The 18,487-nt window shown below is 63.3% G+C and carries 13 protein-coding genes; 8 read left to right on the forward strand and 5 right to left on the reverse strand.

What is annotated here, in order from left to right:
- Positions 1-109: 109 nt before the first annotated feature.
- The 3 genes from ACQ4W4_RS11735 to ppc all read right to left on the reverse strand — a co-directional run bounded on the left by ACQ4W4_RS11735 (position 110) and on the right by ppc (position 6,129).
- A complete protein-coding gene (locus ACQ4W4_RS11735; RefSeq protein WP_436542159.1) occupies positions 110-1,249 on the reverse strand; it encodes an HAF repeat-containing protein in 1,140 nt (379 codons plus the stop codon).
- Positions 1,250-1,305: 56 nt separating this feature from the next.
- Positions 1,306-3,102: a PAS domain-containing sensor histidine kinase gene (locus ACQ4W4_RS11740; protein ID WP_436542160.1), complete on the reverse strand. Its 1,797-nt coding sequence runs from the start codon at positions 3,100-3,102 to the stop codon at positions 1,306-1,308.
- A gap of 177 nt (positions 3,103-3,279) precedes the next feature.
- The gene (ppc, locus tag ACQ4W4_RS11745) at positions 3,280-6,129 is read right to left on the reverse strand and encodes a phosphoenolpyruvate carboxylase (RefSeq protein WP_436542161.1); all 2,850 of its coding nucleotides are present in this window, start codon (positions 6,127-6,129) and stop codon (positions 3,280-3,282) included.
- A gap of 237 nt (positions 6,130-6,366) precedes the next feature.
- Here ppc and hemC point away from each other — a divergent pair, with 237 nt between their 5' ends.
- The 4 genes from hemC to ACQ4W4_RS11765 are packed head-to-tail and all read left to right on the forward strand — an operon-like array spanning position 6,367 to position 10,483.
- Positions 6,367-7,362, forward strand: coding sequence for a hydroxymethylbilane synthase (gene hemC / locus ACQ4W4_RS11750; RefSeq protein ID WP_436542162.1), 996 nt, complete (start codon positions 6,367-6,369; stop codon positions 7,360-7,362).
- Complete coding sequence (locus ACQ4W4_RS11755; RefSeq protein WP_436542163.1) at positions 7,355-8,137, forward strand: uroporphyrinogen-III synthase; 783 nt, start codon at positions 7,355-7,357, stop codon at positions 8,135-8,137. The genes hemC and ACQ4W4_RS11755 overlap by 8 nt, the downstream gene beginning before the upstream one ends.
- Positions 8,134-9,282: a uroporphyrinogen-III C-methyltransferase gene (locus tag ACQ4W4_RS11760; protein ID WP_436542164.1), complete on the forward strand. Its 1,149-nt coding sequence runs from the start codon at positions 8,134-8,136 to the stop codon at positions 9,280-9,282. The genes ACQ4W4_RS11755 and ACQ4W4_RS11760 overlap by 4 nt, the downstream gene beginning before the upstream one ends.
- Positions 9,283-9,286: 4 nt before the next feature.
- Positions 9,287-10,483: a heme biosynthesis protein HemY gene (locus ACQ4W4_RS11765; protein ID WP_436542165.1), complete on the forward strand. Its 1,197-nt coding sequence runs from the start codon at positions 9,287-9,289 to the stop codon at positions 10,481-10,483.
- 110 nt (positions 10,484-10,593) lie between these two features.
- Here the strand turns inward: ACQ4W4_RS11765 and ACQ4W4_RS11770 are convergent, their stop codons facing one another.
- A complete protein-coding gene (locus tag ACQ4W4_RS11770) occupies positions 10,594-13,020 on the reverse strand; it encodes a membrane-bound PQQ-dependent dehydrogenase, glucose/quinate/shikimate family (protein WP_436542166.1) in 2,427 nt (808 codons plus the stop codon).
- 625 nt (positions 13,021-13,645) lie between these two features.
- Between ACQ4W4_RS11770 and ppa the strand changes: the two genes are divergently transcribed.
- On the forward strand, positions 13,646-14,194 hold the full coding sequence (gene ppa, locus ACQ4W4_RS11775; RefSeq protein WP_326456220.1) for an inorganic diphosphatase: 549 nt from the start codon (positions 13,646-13,648) through the stop codon (positions 14,192-14,194).
- A 194-nt stretch (positions 14,195-14,388) separates the two neighbouring features.
- Positions 14,389-14,970, forward strand: a complete 582-nt coding sequence (locus ACQ4W4_RS11780) for an HdeD family acid-resistance protein (RefSeq protein WP_436542167.1) — start codon at positions 14,389-14,391, stop codon at positions 14,968-14,970.
- A 55-nt stretch (positions 14,971-15,025) separates the two neighbouring features.
- Here the strand turns inward: ACQ4W4_RS11780 and ACQ4W4_RS11785 are convergent, their stop codons facing one another.
- On the reverse strand, positions 15,026-16,159 hold the full coding sequence (locus ACQ4W4_RS11785) for a GNAT family N-acetyltransferase (protein ID WP_436542351.1): 1,134 nt from the start codon (positions 16,157-16,159) through the stop codon (positions 15,026-15,028).
- Positions 16,160-16,247: 88 nt separating this feature from the next.
- Here ACQ4W4_RS11785 and ACQ4W4_RS11790 point away from each other — a divergent pair, with 88 nt between their 5' ends.
- The gene (locus tag ACQ4W4_RS11790) at positions 16,248-17,864 is read left to right on the forward strand and encodes an NAD+ synthase (RefSeq protein ID WP_436542168.1); all 1,617 of its coding nucleotides are present in this window, start codon (positions 16,248-16,250) and stop codon (positions 17,862-17,864) included.
- 173 nt (positions 17,865-18,037) lie between these two features.
- Entirely contained in the window at positions 18,038-18,376 is a 339-nt protein-coding gene (locus ACQ4W4_RS11795) for a P-II family nitrogen regulator (protein WP_034758685.1), read from the forward strand.
- Positions 18,377-18,487: the final 111 nt, after the last annotated feature.

The raw sequence follows: 18,487 nt of genomic DNA on the forward strand, positions 1-18,487 counted from the left end.
CCACCATTCACTTCCGCTCGCTACGGTTCTGTCAGGTGTCGCGATAGTTGTTGAGTATGTTTAAAAAGAGGCGCAAGCCTCTTTTTTTTCGCCCGTCCCCGGCGTCGCCTTACAGAAAATGCATGCGCTGGCCCGTCACGCCGACGCGGTGACGGCGCCGCAGCTGGTACAGCGCCACGCCGCTGGCGGAGATGAGGAAGGTGATGACCAGCCAGTCCAGCGGGTTGCGGCGCGGCGGCGCCGGCGACGCTTGCGAGGGCACGGCGAAGGCCTGGAATTTATGCCCCGTGTAGACGGCGCCCACCACCAGGCCGGCGTCCGTGATCTTGTTGGTCAGGTACAGGCCGTCGTCGCGGCGGCGCACCGTCATCACGCCTTCCTTGTAGACAAAGGTCATCGGTTCAAAGCCGTTGATGTTGACGCTGCCGACGACGTGCCCGGCCGCGTTGACGGCCGTGGCGTAGCTGTCGCCCTGGCCGATCATGGCGCCCAGGTCGAGCATGCGCTTGCCATCCCAGGCAAACGCGTGCCAGCGGCGCTTTGCCGTTTCCGAGGCGCCCACGATCAGGCCTGCGTCATTGATGGCGGTGGCCGAGCTGATGCGCCCGCCGGGCAGGGTGCCGATTTCCCGCATGCCCGCGCCGGGGTGGTAGACGAAGGCGCGCCGGTAGCCATCGTCGCGCTGGGCCGTGCCCACCACCACGCCATGGCTGTTCAGGCCGCTGGCATAGCTGCTGGCGCCGCCCAGGGTGCCCAGGTCTTGCAGGCTGTGGTCGGCTTTTGTCACAAAGGCGTGGAAATCGCCGGCGCTGGTATCGGCATAGCCGGCCACCTGGCCGCCTTGTGCGATGGCCGTGGCATAGCTGCTGGTGCCGCCCAGGGTGCCCAGGTCGCGCATGCCGCCCGCCGCGTCGTAACGGAAGGCGTGCCAGGCGCCGCTGGCCGTTTGCGCCGAACCGACCACCACGCCATGGATATTGATGGCCTTGGTGAAACCCTCGTCGCCGCCCAGGGTGCCCAGCTCGCGAAGGCGGCCATGCTGGTACGTCACTGCGCGGCGCCGTCCTTCTTCTTCCATGATGATGCCGGCCACCAGGCCGGCCGGGTTCAGGTCGGACGCGATGCTGCCGTTGCCATCCCTTTCACCAAAGCCCCGTTCGGCATAGATGGCGGCGTTGGCGGTGGAAACGGCGGCCAGCAGGCACAGGCCGAGCAGTGGGGCGGGGAAGCGGGTGTGCCGTGGCGGCATGATAGTTTCCTCAAAGAAAAAAACTTACTATACTTTCTAATGCTGAAAATACATACTTAATTTTCTACTGTTTTTGCTAATTTTTGTGTTGTGTCATGGTTGGCTGGCGCGCCTTTCCTGGACCTCGGCAGGTGGATGGCCAGCACCGTACCCTGGCCGGCCTGGCTGTCGATGCGCAGTTCGCCGCCCAGCGCGTGGACGCGTTCGCGTATGCTTTTCAGTCCGAAGGCGGCCCGCTTGCCGTGGTCGCCCGGCTGTATGCCGATGCCGTTGTCGCTGATGCGCAGCACGATGGCATCCGCATCCTGCGCCAGCGCCACTTCCACTTCGCTGGCCTGGGCGTGGCGCACGATGTTCGACAGCGATTCCTGCAGCACGCGGAAGATGGCCGACGTCTGGCGCTGATCGAGGCCCAGGTCCGGCGCCTCGCTGTCGAGCGTGAGCCGGTAGCGGATGGCGCCGCGGCCCTCCATCTGGCGGAGCAGCCATTCGGCCGCCGGACCCAGTCCCAGTTCGAGGGTACTGGGATGCAAGTCATTGATGATGGCGCGCACGGAGCGGATGGTGGTGTCGATGGTGTCGAGCACGCGCTGCGCGTGGCGGTGCAGGCGCGGGTGGGTCTTGGCCGTGCGCGCGTGCAGCAGCGACACATCGATGCGCAGCACCATCAGGTTCTGGCCCAGGTCGTCATGAATGTCGAGCGCGATGCGCCGGCGTTCCTCTTCCTTGATCGTTTGCTGGTGGTCGCTCAGTTCACGCAGCTGGGCCAGGGTGCGCTCCAGGTTTTCCTCGTTGCGCTTGCTGTCGGTGATGTCGATGGCCATGGCGATGATCATCTGCGGCAGCCCTTCGGCGTCGAAGATGGGTTTTTTGTGGGTCTGCAGCAGGCGATTTTCCTGCAGCTGCGCGTTCCATACCAGTTCTTCGCGTATCACCACCTGGCGGCTGGCAAACGCTTCCTGGTCCGCCGCGTGGAAGCCCATGTTCTGTTCCTTGGGGAAGTGCTGCAGGTCGCGCCCGTCGGCGATGTCCTGCTGGCGCACGCCCCATTGCTGTTCGCAGGCCTGGTTCATCAGCACGATGCGCGAATCGGCATCCTTGAGGAACAGCGACAGGGGCATCATGGAAATGATGTCCTGCAGCCGTTCTTCGCTGCGCGCCAGGGCCGCTTCCGTTTGCGCGCGCATGGCGATTTCCGCTGATAACTGGAGATTGACATCGAGCAACTGGGCCGTGCGCAGGGCCACGCGGCTTTCCAGCTCCGCATGGGCGACGCTCAATGCATGTTCGGCCCGCTTGTGTTCGGTAATGTCGCTGGCCAGCACGAGCGCGCCTGTCAGGCTGCCTTGCTGGTCGTACAGGCAGCGGCCGCTGATCATCGCCCAGCGTTCCGAGCCGTCGGCATGCCGGTAATGCAGTTCTCCCATGCAGCTATCCGTGGCTGTCTGGCGCAGCGGACACAGGCGCAGCAAGGTCGCTTCGTCGTGGAATTCGCTCATCTTGTGCCCCAGCAGCTTTTCCGCTGGGACGCCCAGCATGTCGCACAGGCGTTGGTTGATATGCAATATCGTGCCTTGCACATCCGTTTGCCACATGCCGTCCTGCGCCGCCTCGCTCAGGTCGCGGTAGCGCATGGCGCTGGCGTCGAGCTGCAGGCGCGTGCTGGCGAGGTGGGCGCGCAGCTTGCGCAGCAGCCACATGGCTGTGCCGGCGGCGGCAGCGAGCAGCAGCAACAGCCAGATATGTTCCCAGTAGTCGAGTTCCTGCCAGGCCGCGCCCGCCAGCCAGCCCAGCATGACCAGGACGAGGGTGGCGCATGCCGTACTCAGCATTTCAATCGACCATTTGCTCATACGCGTCCCTGGCGTCATCGTTGGCCGCTGCGGCGCACGTGGCGCCGGAGTGGGAAAAGTATCCGACGCTAGTGTAATACCAAATGTTGTTTTATTGAGAATATTTTTCCATTTGGAAAGCAAAAGGGCCGGCCCTTGCGGTGCCGGCCCCTGCCTGCCACAGACGACCAGGCGCGATCAGCCCGTGTTGCGCAGGCCGGCCGCCACGCCATTGATCGACAGCTGGATGCCGCGGTGCACCCTTTCATCGATCCGGCTTTCCGCCGACAGGGCGCGGTTGCGCTTGATCAATTCCACCTGCAAGTGGTTCAGCGGATCGAGATAGGCGAAGCGGTTCTGGATCGAGCGGGCCAGCAGCGGATTACCCGCCAGGCGCTCCGTGTTGCCGGTGATTAGCTCGAGGCAGCGCAAGGTGTTGCCATGCTCTTCCGTGATGCGCTTGTAGATGCGTTCGCGCAAGTCCTGATCCGCCACCAGTTCCGCATAGCGCGAGGCGATCGCCAGGTCCGTCTTGGCCAGCACCATGTCCATGTTCGACAGCAGGGTGGCGAAGAACGGCCATTCGGCATACATGGCGCGCAGGGTGGCGATCCTGTCATCTTGCGCGGCGCCGTCGGCCTGCTGGATCCAGGCCTCGATGGCGCTGCCGAAGCCGAACCAGCCCGGCAGCAGCAAGCGGCACTGGCCCCAGGAAAAGCCCCAGGGAATGGCGCGCAAGTCTTCGATGCGCTGGTTGGCCTTGCGCGAGGCGGGCCGCGAACCCAGGTTCAGCTCGGCGATTTCCGCGATCGGCGTAGCCGAGAAGAAATACTCGGTAAAGCCCGGCGTTTCATACACGAGGTGGCGGTAGGCGTGATAGGCGAGGTCTGACAGCTGCGCCATCACCGCTTCGAACTGCGCCAGCTGGCTGGTGCGGGCCGGATTGGCTTCCTGCGGCGCCAGGCTCGCTTCCAGGGTGGCGGCCACCAGCAATTCCAGGTTGCGCCGGCCGATTTCCGCATTGGAAAACTTCGAGGCGATGATTTCGCCCTGTTCCGTCAGGCGGATCTGGCCGTTGACGGTGCCCGGCGGCTGGGCCAGGATGGCTTCGTAGCTGGGTCCGCCGCCACGGCCCACCGTGCCGCCGCGGCCATGGAACAGGCGCAGCTTGACGCCGGCCTTCTGGAAGTCGGCCACCAGCGCCAGTTCCGCCTTGTACAGTTCCCAGTTCGACGTCAGGAAGCCGCCATCCTTGTTCGAGTCGGAATAGCCGAGCATGACTTCCTGCAATTGTCCCTGCTTGGCGATCAGTTGTTTGACCAGGGGCAAGGCCATGAGTTCGCTCATGATGCCGGCCGCGCGCTGCAGGTCGGGGATCGTCTCGAACAGGGGGATGACCATCAGCTCGCACGTGCTGTCGCCGGCGCCACCCGCCTTCCAGTCGGTGCGCAGCAAGCCTGTTTCCTTTTGCAGCAGCAATACTTCCAGCAAGTCGGACACGGTTTCCGTGTGCGAGATGATGTAGTTGCGGATGGCCCGCGCGCCATAGCGCTGGCGGATGTCGCGCGCCGCGCGCAGGATCGCCAGTTCGGAATCCGTTTCCGTGGCGTAGCTGATGTAAGGCGAGTACAGCAGGCGCGGCTGGGCCAGTTCGTTCAGCAGCAGCGCCTGCTTGTCTTCCTCGGACAGGGTCGTGTAGTCGGCGGCCACGCCGCTTTTCGCGAACAGGTCGGCCAGCACGCGTTCGTGCACGTCGGAAGTCTGGCGCATGTCGAGCGACGCCAGGTGGAAACCGAAGATGTCGGCCGCGCGCGCCAGGGTCGCCAGGCGGGGGCGCACAAGGGCCGCGCCGTGGTGCGACTCGAGCGAGGCGACGATGGTGCGCAGGTCAGCGACAAAGGCGGCCGCGTCGGGATAGGCCGCCGCGGCGCCCACTTCCTTGCGCAGGATGTTGGTGGCGCCCAGGGCGCGCGCGGTGGCGGCCAGGCGCGCATAGATGCCGATCAGGGCGCGGCGGTACGGTTCGTCGCTGCGGTGCGGCGAGGCGTCCGGCGACTGGTCGGCCAGCGCCTGCAGTTCGGCGCTCACGCCCACCATCAGGGTCGAGACGGACAGTTCCGCGCCCAGCGCATGCACTTCGTCGAGGTAAAAGTCGAGGATGGTGGTGGCGTGGCGCGCCAGCGCGTGCTGCATGGTACCCGCGTTGACGTTCGGGTTGCCGTCGCGGTCGCCGCCGATCCAGCTGCCCATCTGCACGTAGGCGGCATTGATCGGCTCGATGGTGCCGTTGCCGTTCGGGTACTCGGCGGCGATGTCTTCCTCGATGTCGTCGTACAGGCCCGGCAGTTCGCGCAGGAAGGTGATGCGATAGTAGGACAGGGCGTTTTCGATTTCGTCGGCCACCGTCAGCTTCGAGTAGCGCAGCATGCGCGTCTGCCACAGGGTGGCCACGCGCGAGCGCAGCAGCTGCATGTTGGCCTGCCGTTCCTTCGGCGTCTGCGGCAGGTCGCGCTCGGCCAGCAGGCGGGCGATGTCGTGCTCGGCGTCGAGGATGCTCTTGCGCTGCACTTCCGTCGGATGGGCCGTCAGCACGGGCGCGATCAGGGCGTCCTGGAAGAACGTGTCGACCGTCTTGCGGGGCACGCCGGCGGCGCGCAGTTTTTTCAGCGCGAAGCTGACGCTGCCCTTTTGCGCGGGCGAACCGGCCAGCAGGTGGGCGCGGCGGCGGCGGATGTGATGCTGGTCTTCCGCAATGTTGGCCAGGTGCGAAAAGTAGGAAAAGGCGCGCACGACGGAAATCGTCTGTTCGCGGCTCAGTTCCTTCAGCATGGCGTCGAGTTCCAGCGCGGCGTCCGCGTCCGCTTCGCGGCGGAAGCGCACGGAAGTCTGGCGTATGGTTTCCACCACATGGAAGACGGCGTCGCCTTCCTGTTCGCGCAGCACGTCGCCCAGCAGGCGGCCCAGCAGGCGGATATCTTCTTTCAGTGGCGCGTCCTTGTCGGAGCCGGCCGCTGGAACTATTTCTGGTGCTACTGCGTCATTGAGCATAATAAAGAACCAAAGTAAGTGTAAAAGCAAGGGAATGTGGATCGCACCGGGCGTTTGGCCGCAGAGGGGAGGGGGCGCATGATAAAATTTGTGGTCTTCAACATGGACGCTAGCCTGACTTGGCCTTCTAGGCTAAGGGATAACGATTATAGCGAGGCCGGGCGCCATTCCGATACAAATTGATATCGGAATGGTGAATTGGCAACGACAACGACAGCCACAGCGAAAGAACTTGTTTTGAAAGCATCCGAATTGACCCAAAATATTCCTTCCCGCCTGGTGATCGCCACGCGCGAGAGCCGTCTTGCCATGTGGCAAGCCGAACATGTGCGCGCGCGCCTGGCCGCCCTGTATCCGCAGTGTAGCGTTGAAATTCTCGGCATGACCACACGCGGCGACCAGATTCTGGACCGCGCCCTGTCCAAGGTAGGCGGCAAGGGCCTGTTCGTCAAGGAGCTGGAAGTGGCGATGGAAGAAGGCCGCGCCGACCTGGCCGTGCATTCGCTCAAAGACGTGCCGATGGAGTTGCCGGAAGGCTTTGCACTGGCCGCCATCCTCGAGCGTGAAGACCCGCGCGACGCGTTCGTGTCCAACGATTACGCCAGCCTGGCCGAGCTGCCGCACGGCGCCGTCGTCGGCACCAGCAGCCTGCGCCGCCAGTCGCTGATCGCCGCGCGCTACCCGCACCTGACGATTCTGCCCCTGCGCGGCAATCTCGACACCCGCTTGGGCAAGCTGGACCGTGGCGATTACGCCGCCATCATCCTGGCCGCCGCCGGCCTGAAACGCCTGGGCCTGGCGTCGCGCATCCGCGCCGTGCTGGCGCCGGAAGACAGCCTGCCTGCCGCCGGCCAGGGCGCGATGGCGATCGAGGTGCGCGCCGGTCGCGCCGACGGCGTCGACATGACGGCCCTGCTGGCGCCGCTGAACCACACGGCTACGGCGCAAGCCGTCACGGCCGAGCGCAAGGTGTCGAAGATTTTCGGCGGCAGCTGCCAGATTCCGCTGGCCGCGTTCGCCACGGTCGAGGGCGAACAGATGCGCTTGCGCGCCATGGTCGCCACGCCGGACGGCGCGCGCATGGCCAGTGCCGATGTCAGCGGAGCTGCCGGCGCGCCGGAACAGCTGGGCGAGCAAGTGGCCGAACTGCTGCGCGGGCAAGATGCCGCCGGCATCCTCGCCTCGTGCTTTGTTACGCCCGACAACCATGAAGGCCTGGCGCCGCATGCCTGACAGCGTGGTGATCACGCGGCCCGCGGCGCAAGCGGGGCCGCTGGCCGCCCGGATCGCGGCGCTGGGCTGGCCCGTGACCCTGTTGCCGCTGCTGGAAATCCACGCGCTCGATGGCGATGATGAATGCGCGCAGCTGCAAGCCGTGCTGGCGCGCTTGACTGATTACGACCTGGTGGCCTTCGTCTCGCCCAACGCCATCGATTGCGTCTTTGCGCACCTGCCCGCCTGGCCGCCAGGCGTGCCGCTGGCCGTGGTGGGCGAGGGCAGCCGGATGGCATTGGCCGCGCATGGCGTCACGCAGGCCAACGCCAGCATCACCAGCCCGCTCGACACGGCGCGCAGCGATTCCGAACATTTATTATTGGCGCTCGACTTGCCGGCCCTGCGCGGCAAGCGCGTGCTGATCGTGCGCGGCGATGGCGGACGCGATTACCTGGCCGACGGCTTGCGCGCGGCCGGCGCCGAAGTCGAGTTCATCACGGCCTACCGCCGCAAGGTGCCGATGCTGACGCCAGCCTTGCGGGCGACCCTGGAAAACCTGTTGCAGCATAATAACGACTGGATCATCACCAGCTCGGAAGCGCTGCGCGGTTTGCTGGCGCTGCTCGAGGAATTGGATGCTGAAAAGACGGCTGTTGTGAAAATGCAACAGCAACATCTGATCGTGCCGCACGCCCGCATTGCACAAACGGCGGCGGCCCTGGGTTTTGCCCGTGTCACCCTGACAGGATCAGGCGACGCAGGAGTGCTCGCCGCGTTACAATCACGACCATGAACGAAATGCCTACACTCTCCGAACCGAATGCAACGCCTGGCAGCGCCGTGAAGACGGCGCCGCAGGCGGCCGACCAACCTGCCGGCCGCGCGCCGACCCTGCTGGAACAGCTGCAAAAGCCCATGAGCATCGCCGTCATCGTGCTGGCCGTGCTGCTGGCGGCGCAAAGCTGGTCGTCCAGCAAGCAGATCCGCAACCTGCGCGAAGAAGTGGCCAAGCGCCTGCAAAAGGGCGATGTCAGCAACGCCGAAACGGGCGTGCTGGCGCGCACCGTGCAAGAAGGCACGAAAGAGCTGGAAATCAAGGTGGGTGCGCTGGAAAACCGCCAGAGCGAAACGCAAAGCCAGCAGCTGGCCCTGGAACAACTGTATAACGACTTGTCGAAGAACCGCGACGAGTGGGCGCTGACGGAAATCGAGCAAGTGCTGTCGACGGCCAGCCAGCAGCTGCAACTGGCCGGCAACGTGCCCGGCGCGCTGATCGCGCTGCAAAACGCGGACCGCAGCCTGTCGCGTTCCGACAAGCCGCAATTCATCACCATCCGCCGCGCCATCGGGCGCGACATGGAAAAACTCAAGGCCCTGCCCAGCGTCGATTCGACGGGCGTGGCCCTGCGCCTCGACGCCGTGATCGCCCAGGTCGATTCCCTGCCGATGCTGTCCGACGAAACGCCTGCCATGCCGGCCGCGCCGGAAAAGCCGGGCAAGGGCAAGTCCGTGCGCGATGCCAGCGGCAAGCTGGTGGGACCGCCGGCGCCGGAACCGCTGCTGCAAAAAGTGCGCGACGGCTTCAATACCTGGAGCGGCGACATGTGGGCCGACGTGCGTCAATTGATACGCATCCGCCGCGTCGATACGCCGGAAGCGCTGATGCTGTCGCCGACGCAATCGTATTTCTTGCGTGAAAACGTCAAGCTGCGCCTGCTCAATGCCCGCATGGCCTTGTTGTCGCGCAATGAAACGGCGTTCCGCAACGACTTGATCGCCGCGCAGGATGCGCTGGCCAAGTATTTCGACACCCGCGCCAAGAGCACGCAGACGGCGCAAGCCCTGCTGCGCCAGGTGCAGGGCAGCAACCTGGCCATCGAAATGCCAACCTTGTCCGACAGCCTGACTGCTGTGCGCAACTACAAAGCGAAGTCCTGAGCCCATGCGTCTATTTCTCTGGTTACTCGCCCTGATGGCCGCGGCGATCGGTATCGCCGTGACGGCCCGTTTCAATCCCGGCAACGTGGTGCTGTTCTATCCGCCTTACCGCATCGATTTGTCGCTGAACTTCTTCCTGCTGCTGCAGGTCGTGCTGTTCGTGCTGCTGTATCTGCTGGTGCGCGCCGTGCGCGCCACCGTGCGCATGCCGGCGCAAGTGGCGGCCTACCGCCAGCGCAAGCGTGAGCGCGATGGCAACAAGGGCTTGCGCGAAGCCTTGAAAGCCCTGTTCGAAGGCCGTTTCGGCCATGCCGAGAAGGCCGCCTTGCGCGCCGCCGAGCTGGACGAAAACGCCGGCCTGGCCGCGCTGATCGGCGCGCGCGCCGCGCACCGCATGCGCCAGTCCGAACGCCGCGACAGCTGGCTGGCCCGCGTCGAAGGCGACGCCAGCCTGAAGACGGCGCGCTTGATGACGGTGACGGAATTGCTGGTCGACGACCACCAGCCGGAAGCGGCGCTGGCCGCCGTGCGCGAACTGAACGCCAGCGGCACGCGCCATATCCACGCGCTGCAATGGTCGCTGAAAGCCGAGCAGCAGGCGAAGAACTGGCCGGAAGTGCTGCGCCTCGTGCGTTCGCTCGACAAGCACCGCGCCCTGCATCCGGCCCTGTCGTCGCGCCTGCGCGAGCTGGCCTACGACCATTTGCTGTCCGACCCGTCGCATGACGCCGAATCCTTGCTGCGCGTATGGTCGACCGTGCCGAGCAGCGACCGGGTCAAGCCGTATATCGCCTGCCGCGCCGCCACGGCCCTGAATGCGCGCGGCCTGCATGACGAAGCGCGCCTCGTGTGCGAAGAGTCGCTGGCGGCCGACTGGGACGAGCGCGTCGTGCGCGCCTACCGCGAAGCGGCGGCGCCAGCCGGCACGCCGGCCCTGCTGCTGCAGATCGAGCATTGCGAGCAATGGCTGAAACAGCGTCCGCTCGATGCGGAACTGGCGCTGACCCTGGGCACCTTGTGCCTCAAGCAAAAGCTGTGGGGCAAGGCCCAGCGCCACCTGGAGCAGGCGTTGTCCGACGCGAACGAGCCGCAGATGGTGCGCGACGCGCACCTGAAGCTGGCGCAGATGCACGACGCCTTGCAGCAGACGGAACAGGCTGCCGGCCATTACCGGCAATGCGCGCTGGCCACCATCCTGTAACGTGAGTATTCAGACGTAAAAAAGCCGTTCAGTGCAGACTGAACGGCTTTTTTTATGCGCGCACCCCGGGGCGAAGTGCGCTGCTGCCTTACAAATTACTTCTTCGAGCTTTACTTCTTCGTTACCGCAGTGCCTTCAGGCAAGGCATACGCGACCAGGGTGTCGCTCATCTTCGTGCCCAGCGAACCGTGGCCGCCGGCCATGACGACGACGAACTGGCGTCCCGATTTGTTCGAGACATAGCTCATCGGCGTAGCCTGGCCGCCGGCCGGCAGGCGGGCTTTCCAGATCACCTTGCCGTTGCTGACGTCGTAGCCGCGGATGTAGTAGTCGAGCGTGCTGCTGAGGAAGGTCACGCCGCCGCCCGTGGTGACCATGCCGCCCAGGCTGGGGACGCCCAGCGGCAGGGGAATCGGCACGGGACCGCTGTCGCGCGTGGTGCCGTTCTTGTGCATCCACACTTTTTTCATGGTGCGCAGGTCGACGGCGGCCACATAGCCCCATGGCGGTGCCTGGCATGGGAAGCCCAGCGGCGACAAAAAGGCCTTGATTTCCACGGCGAACGGGACGCCCGTCTGCGGCTGCAAGCCCATTTCACCGCCCGTGCCGCCCTTGGCCGTCGTTTCCGCGCGCGGCACGAGTTTTTCCAGGAAGCCCATGTAGTCAGGGTTGACGATCAACAACTGGCGCACGGGGTCGATGGCCGCGCCGCCCCATTCGAAGATGCCCAGCGGGCCCGGCGAGATGACGGCGCCCTTGCCAGCCGTTTGCGGCGTGAACGGGCCTTCATAGCGGCGTTCCTTGAAGATGATGCGGCAAGCGAGCTGGTCGAACGGCGTGGTGCCCCACATGTCCGCTTCGCTGATATTACGCTCAGGCAGGAAGGTCAGGGCCGAGAACGGCTGCGTGGGCGACAGGGTGTCGCCGGCGGCAGGATTGCTCGTCGGTACGGGTTTTTCCGGCGCCGGCACGACCAGGCTGCCATCGCGGCGGTCGATCACGTAAATGTCGCCGCGTTTCGTCGTGGCCACGACCGATGGCACTTTGCCTTTCGGCGTGTCGATGTCGACCAGACTCGGCTGTCCGCCGATGTCCATGTCCCAGATATCGTGGTGCACGGTCTGGTAGACCCAGCGTACTTTACCGGTCGCCAGGTCCAGCGCGACGATGGCGCTGTTGAATTTTTCGCCATTCTTGTTGCGGTTGCCGCCCCAGGTATCGGGGGTTTCATTACCCATCGGAATGTAGACCATGCCCAGCTTTTCATCGATGCTGGCCACGCCCCACGAGTTGGGCGAGTTGTTCGTGTAGTTCTTGCCTTCAGGGAAGGGCTTGGTATCTTCCGGCGTGGCCGGGTCCCAGTTCCACATCAGCTTGCCGGTGACGGGATCGTAGCCGCGGATCACGCCCGATGGCTCTTCCGTCGAATGGTTGTCCGTCACGCTGGCGGCGATCACGGCCATTTTCTGCGAGACGGCCGGCGGCGAGGTCGGCATCAGGAAACCGCGCTTGATCATGGCCATGTTTTTATACAGGTTGACGACGCCGTTGTTGCCAAAGCTCTTGCACGACTCGCCCGTATCGGCGTTGACGGCGATCATGGTGCCGTCCATGGTCGGCGCCAGGATGCGGCGCGGGCATTCCATGCCGGCCGCTTCGGGGGCAGGGTTGTTCTTGGCGCGGCCCGCGTTCACGTCCCAGTAGGCGACGCCACGGCAGATCATGTGCTGGTAGCTGGCCGCATCGCGGTTGATCTTCGGATCGTGGCGCCAGATTTCCTTGCCCGTGTCCGGGTTCAGGGCGATGACGATGTTGTGCGGCGTGCACAGGTACAGCATGTCATTGACCTTCAGCGGCGTGACTTCGTTGGCGATCTCGCCCGGGTCGTTCGGCCCCTTGAAGTCGCCCGTGTGGTAGGTCCAGGCTTCCTTCAGGCCGGAAATATTGGCCGGCGTGATTTGCGCGGCCGGCGCATAGCGGTCGCCATAGCCGGAGCGGCCATACGCGGACCAGTCGTTGTGCTCGACGCCGGGCGCCAGGTCGCCCGTGGCGGTGGCGGCCATGTTTTCGGCCGGCACGTCGCCATGCAGGTCATGGTAGTCCTGGAACAGGGCGATGACGCCGGCGATGACGGTCAGGGCCACGGCGGCGCTGAGGGCCGTGCGTCCCAATTGCGGCTGTTTCGCCGCGGCGGGCGGGGCCAGGCGGCGGCTGACGAAGGGCAGCAGCAGCCAGACGGCGGCGGCGAACCAGATGTCGAGGCGCGGCAGCAATTGCCACCAGTCGAATTTCACTTCAATGAGGGACCAGATCAGGGTGGCGAGCAGCAGCAGCGCCATGCACGGTTGCGCGCTGCGCTTGCCCTGGAACACCAGTACGCCGGACACGAGCATGCCGATGCCGGCCAGCAGGTAGTACCAGGAGCCGCCGAGCGTAGCCAGCCAGATGCCGCCGCCCAGCAGGGCGAGACCAAACAGAATGAAAATAACGCCGGTAACCTTTAATAAAGGCCCGGGCCGGAAAGAGGGAATCATCATATTCCTTTTTGCAAGGATTTATCGGTGGCGCGTTGAAAGCGCCATAGTGAATTCAGGGAAGGCGTCGATTGCAGAATATACAAAGTTTGGAATCACCAGAATGTGATAGTTTATCAGAATTGATGATTGTCTTCTGGTCGCGCCATTTTTTGGCGAGGCCGCCATTTGAATCAAATAAATGCTTCAGATAAGCGCAACTATTATGCTGGATGAGCGAGTCGCGGGGCTGGAAGGGGGGGGGGCCATGGATGTTGAGGCGGCCGCGTTATCACGTGCTGGCAGTGCGGGGAGAATAAGCCTGAAACAGTTGTTATAAGTGGCTGCAAGAAACGCAATGCCGCTTATAATAACCCTATCTGCCGCATGGTAATATTGAAATGAAAATATGACGACATTGCAGGTATAAACTCGGGGCTGACCGTAGTAATGCTTAAGTGTTTCTGCTTATTATTCCAAATGACCTGTTTATTCTCTCGACAGCAACTTGCGCATGCCGGACGGCCGTGCTGGCGAGTGTTGCTGGCCGGACGCGCAAATCACCGGCGGGCCGCTGCTGCATCGCACAAGCTGCCTGTACTTCGCTATAATTGCGCGGTTAAAACACCATCCGCTAATGAGGAACCCCATGAGTTTGAATAACGTCTCTTCCGGCCGCGACCTGCCGAACGATTTCAACGTCGTCATCGAAATCCCGATGAATGCCGATCCGATCAAGTACGAAGTCGACAAGGAAAGCGGCGCGATCTTCGTCGATCGCTTCATGGGTACCGCCATGCATTACCCGTGCAACTACGGCTACGTGCCGAACACCCTGTCGCCGGACGGCGACCCGGTCGACGTGCTGGTCATCACCCCGTTCCCGCTGATCCCGGGCGTGGTCGTGCGCTGCCGTCCTATCGGCGTGCTGAAAATGACCGACGAGTCGGGCGAAGACGCGAAAGTGCTGGCCGTGCCAGTCGATAAGGTTCTGTCGATCTACAGCCACTGGCAAAAGCCGGAAGATCTGAACGAGCTGCGTTTGCGCCAGATCCAGCATTTCTTTGAGCACTACAAAGATCTGGAAAAAGGCAAATGGGTCAAGATCGACGGCTGGTACGGTCCTGACGTGGCCAAGGAAGAAATCCTCGGCGGCGTCGCCGCCTACAAGGCCGATGCTGCAAAGGCCGCTTCCTGATTAGCCGCCGCGCCCGCAAAACCGCGGCCTGCCGCCGGTTTCCTGGCGTGTGCGAGTAAAAAACGCCTCCTGCTATCATGGCAGGAGGCGTTTTTTTTTGCCATCCATATCATGCTTGCCGAGAATAAAGCTGTTTTATCGCGCTTAATTTGTTGTAATAAAGTTAATTTTTAACAATTGATAAGGAGGTCGAGATGCATACCGGGCATTTATTCATGCGTTCGTGGTGGGTACTGGCCTTGCGCGGGCTGGCAGCCATCGTCTTTGGCGCGATCACCCTGGCGTGGCCGGGCGTCACCGTCCTGTCGCTGCTGATGGTGTTTGCCGCCTATGCGCTGCTGGGCGGCGGTGCATCCGTCGTGGGTGCATTCAGCAACCGCAAGCATGGCGGCGACTGGTGGGCGTTGTTGTTGCTGGGTATCTGCGGCCTGGCCGTCGGCATATTGACCATCATCAACCCGCTGCTGACGACGTTTGCCTTGATCGTCATGATCGGCGTCAATGCCCTCGTTTCCGGCGTGTTCGATATCGTGCTGGCGATCCGCCTGCGCAAGGCCATCGAGGGCGAGTGGCTGCTGGTGCTCAATGCCGTCGTTTCCATCGCCTTCGGCAGCCTGATCCTGCTGTTTCCCGCCGCCGGCACGTTTGCCCTTGTGTGGATGATAGGCGTGTATGCCTTGCTCACGGGTATCTTGCTGCTGACCCTGGCGTGGCGCGCCTACAAGCTGCAGAAGGATGGCCCCGCCGCTTCCACGCCGGGCCGTTCGGCTGCCTGATCGCCGTCGCATACGCGATGAGCAATGCTCCCCGCCGGCCGGCCGGGAGCATTTTTTATGCGCGAAACGGGCTGTGCTCGTTCAATTCATCGAGATAGGCGTCGATGCCGCCCCGTTCGCGCTCAAGGAAGCGCTGCACGGCGTCGGCAAAGGCCGGATGGGCCAGCCAGTGGGCTGACCAGGTCTTTTGCGGCAGGAAGCCGCGCGCCATCTTGTGCTCGCCCTGGGCGCCGCCTTCGAAGGTGGCGATGCCGTTGGCGATGCAAAATTCCAGCGGCTGGTAGTAGGCCGTCTCGAAGTGCAGGCAGGGCACGTGCTCGAGCGCGCCCCAGTAGCGGCCATACAGGGTGTCGGCCGTGTGGATCACCAGCGAGGCGGCAATGGCCCGGCCGTCGCGCTCGGCGATCACCAATAGAATGTTCTGCGGCATGCTGAAGGCTATGCGCCGGAAGAAATCCAGGCTCAGGTAGGGCGAGGAGCGGTGTTCCGCATAGGTATTGCTGTAGCAGCGGTGGAACAGCTTCCAGTCCGCGTCCGTGGCGTCCATGCCGCGCACCTGGCGCATGGTCACGCCCGCTTCCCGCACCTTGCGCCGCTCGGCGCGGATGTTCTTGCGTTTCTTGTGTTCCAGGGTGGCGAGGAATTGCTCGAAATCCGTATAGCCGGGATTGAGCCAGTGAAACTGCACGCCGCTACGCATCAAGTAGCCGGCCTCGGTCAGCTGGCGCGCCTCGCTTTCCGGCGGGAACAGGATATGGCAGGACGACACGTCGGCCGCTTGCTGCTGGGCCTGCAGGAAGCCCAGCAGGGCGGCGCGCGCCTCGCCGTCGCGGGCCAGCAGGCGTGCGCCGCTGACGGGCGTAAAGGGAATCGCCGACAACAGTTTCGGATAGTATTCGAGGCCATGCTGCTGATAGGCGTCGGCCCAGGCCCAGTCGAACACGTATTCGCCATACGAGTGCATTTTCAGGTACAGGGGCAGGGCGGCGGCCAGCGTGTCTCCTTGCCACAGCGCCAGGTAATTCGGCTGCCAGCCCGTGTCCGCGCTGGCGCAGCCGGACTCGTGCAGCGCGTGCAGGAAGGCGTAGGAAAGGAAGGGATTGGCCTCCGCCTGGCTGGCCAGCAGTTCAGACCAGGCCGCTTCGCCAATTTCAGCCAGGGTAGTGACGATAGCCGTGCGATAATTCATTGTTGTAGTGTGCATTCATCACTCTCGGGGCGCCACCATCGGCCTGTGTGCCCCTGTCTTGTTTAATAGAACGAAAATATCCATCATCATGACAGTCAAAGTCGCAATTGCTCAAATGAATAGTACGGTCGGCGATCTGGCCGGCAACCGTGCCAAGATCTTCGACCTTTCCCGCCGCGCCTTTGAAGCGGGCGCCGATATCGTGCTCACGCCGGAGCTGTCGCTGGTCGGCTATCCACCCGAGGATCTGTTGCTGCGCAATGCATTCTACGCAAAAACGCAGCAGGCGTTTGCCGCGCTGGCTGCCGACCTGGTCCAGTTCAAGGATTTGCACGTGGTGGTGGGCTTGCCCCTGCAGGACGAGAAGGGCGTGCGCCACAATGCCGCCTCCGTGCTGCTCAATGGCGAAGTGCTGGGCACTTACCGCAAGCACGATTTGCCGAACACGACCGTGTTCGATGAAAAACGTTACTTTACGTCGTCTGACCAGGCTTTCGTGTTTGGCGTGAAGGGTGTGCGTTTCGGCATCAATATCTGCGAAGACACGTGGTTCGAGCACGCGCCGATGCGCGCCCGCGCGGCTGGCGCCCAGGTGTTGCTGGTGCCGAACGGCTCGCCCTACCATATGAACAAGCAGCATCTGCGCTATGAAACCATGCGCAAGAACGTCAGCGCGCAAGGCATGGCTCTCGTGTATGCCAACCTGGTCGGCGGCCAGGATGAGCTGATTTTCGATGGCGACTCGTTTGTCATGGATGCGGCCGGCACGATTTGCGCCCAGCTGCGTCATTTCGAGGAAGACTTGCAACTGGTCGAGTTCGACGGCGCCACGCCCGTGCCGCAGCCGCTGGCCGCGCCGTTGACCACCGAGGCGCAGGTGTACCAGGCGCTGGTGCTGGGCGTGCGCGACTATATAGGCAAGAACGGTTTCCCGGGCGTGCTGATCGGCATGTCGGGCGGCGTCGATTCCGCCCTGACCCTGGCCATCGCCGTCGATGCGCTGGGCGCCGACAAGGTGCGCGCCGTGATGATGCCGTCGCAATTTACGGCCGATATCTCGTGGATCGATTCGCGCGACATGGTAAAACGCCTCGATGTGCGCTACGATGAAATTCCGATCAAGCAAACCTTCGACGCCTTCCGCGCCACCCTGGCGGACGAGTTCGCCGGACTGGCGGAAGACGCGACGGAAGAGAACATCCAGGCGCGCATCCGCGGCACCTTGCTGATGGCTCTGTCGAACAAGCATGGCAGTATCGTGCTGACGACGGGCAACAAGAGCGAGATGGCTGTCGGCTATTGCACGCTGTACGGCGACATGGCGGGCGGCTTTGCCGTGATCAAGGATATCGCCAAGACGCTCGTGTACCGTTTGTGTGCCTGGCGCAACAGCGTGTCGGACGTGATCCCCGAGCGCATCCTGACGCGCGGACCGTCGGCAGAACTGCGCGCCGACCAGCTGGACCAGGACTCGTTGCCGCCATACGACGTACTCGACGGCATCATGCAGTTGTACATGGAAGAAAACCGGCCGATCGCCGAGATTATCGAGGCTGGCTACCCGCCGGCCGATGTGGCCCGGGTCACGCGCCTGATCAAGATCAATGAATACAAGCGGCGCCAGTCGCCGGTGGGCATCCGCGTCACGCACCGTGGCTTCGGCCGCGACTGGCGTTATCCCATTACGTCGAAGTTTTACGAATAACGTGGGCAACCCCGCCAAACCTACTGCGCAGCTCACTACCGGGCATCCGTTGCTCACCGTACTAAAGTACGGCTCCGCTACTCAACCCGGTATTGAACTTGCTCGCTACGGTTTTGCGGGGTCCCGTTAAGCCAGCTAATGAAGAACTGACGATTACCAATAAGGAGAAAGCCATGAAACAGATTACCGCCATCATCAAACCATTCAAGCTCGACGAAGTACGCGAGGCGCTGGCCGATGTGAACGTGACGGGCTTGACCGTGACGGAAGTGAAGGGCTTCGGCCGCCAGAAGGGGCATACCGAGCTGTACCGTGGCGCCGAGTACGTGGTCGACTTCTTGCCGAAAGTCAAAGTCGAAGTGGTGGTGGACGACAGCGTGTCGGAATTGGTGGTCGATGCCATCATCAAGGCGGCCCGCACGGGCAAGATCGGCGATGGCAAGATCTTCGTGCGCGACGTGGAGCAGGTCATTCGTATCCGCACGGGCGAGACCGGCCCGGACGCTGTTTAAGTTGTCTTGCCGGGGTCTATGCCAGCAATGTTGTCGGATTAGGCTCGTTGAGCCTAATCCGACCTACTGCCTGATATACGTTGCTACGCGTAGGTCGGGTTAGCGCGCCAG

Origin of the sequence: Janthinobacterium glycogeni (assembly GCF_051380725.1) — a bacterium.
Taxonomy (GTDB): domain Bacteria; phylum Pseudomonadota; class Gammaproteobacteria; order Burkholderiales; family Burkholderiaceae_D; genus Janthinobacterium.

Bases quoted from the DNA above. Each gene is read 5' to 3' on its own strand.
- ppc (WP_436542161.1), bottom strand. From the start codon at position 6,129: ATGCTCAATGACGCAGTAGCACCAGAAATAGTTCCAGCGGCCGGCTCC.
- ACQ4W4_RS11760 (WP_436542164.1), top strand. From the start codon at position 8,134: ATGAACGAAATGCCTACACTCTCCGAACCGAATGCAACGCCTGGCAGC.
- ACQ4W4_RS11740 (WP_436542160.1), bottom strand. From the start codon at position 3,102: ATGAGCAAATGGTCGATTGAAATGCTGAGTACGGCATGCGCCACCCTC.
- ACQ4W4_RS11785 (WP_436542351.1), bottom strand. From the start codon at position 16,159: ATGAATTATCGCACGGCTATCGTCACTACCCTGGCTGAAATTGGCGAA.
- ACQ4W4_RS11765 (WP_436542165.1), top strand. From the start codon at position 9,287: ATGCGTCTATTTCTCTGGTTACTCGCCCTGATGGCCGCGGCGATCGGT.
- ppa (WP_326456220.1), top strand. From the start codon at position 13,646: ATGAGTTTGAATAACGTCTCTTCCGGCCGCGACCTGCCGAACGATTTC.
- ACQ4W4_RS11780 (WP_436542167.1), top strand. From the start codon at position 14,389: ATGCATACCGGGCATTTATTCATGCGTTCGTGGTGGGTACTGGCCTTG.
- ACQ4W4_RS11790 (WP_436542168.1), top strand. From the start codon at position 16,248: ATGACAGTCAAAGTCGCAATTGCTCAAATGAATAGTACGGTCGGCGAT.
- ACQ4W4_RS11755 (WP_436542163.1), top strand. From the start codon at position 7,355: ATGCCTGACAGCGTGGTGATCACGCGGCCCGCGGCGCAAGCGGGGCCG.
- ACQ4W4_RS11735 (WP_436542159.1), bottom strand. From the start codon at position 1,249: ATGCCGCCACGGCACACCCGCTTCCCCGCCCCACTGCTCGGCCTGTGC.
- ACQ4W4_RS11795 (WP_034758685.1), top strand. From the start codon at position 18,038: ATGAAACAGATTACCGCCATCATCAAACCATTCAAGCTCGACGAAGTA.
- ACQ4W4_RS11770 (WP_436542166.1), bottom strand. From the start codon at position 13,020: ATGATGATTCCCTCTTTCCGGCCCGGGCCTTTATTAAAGGTTACCGGC.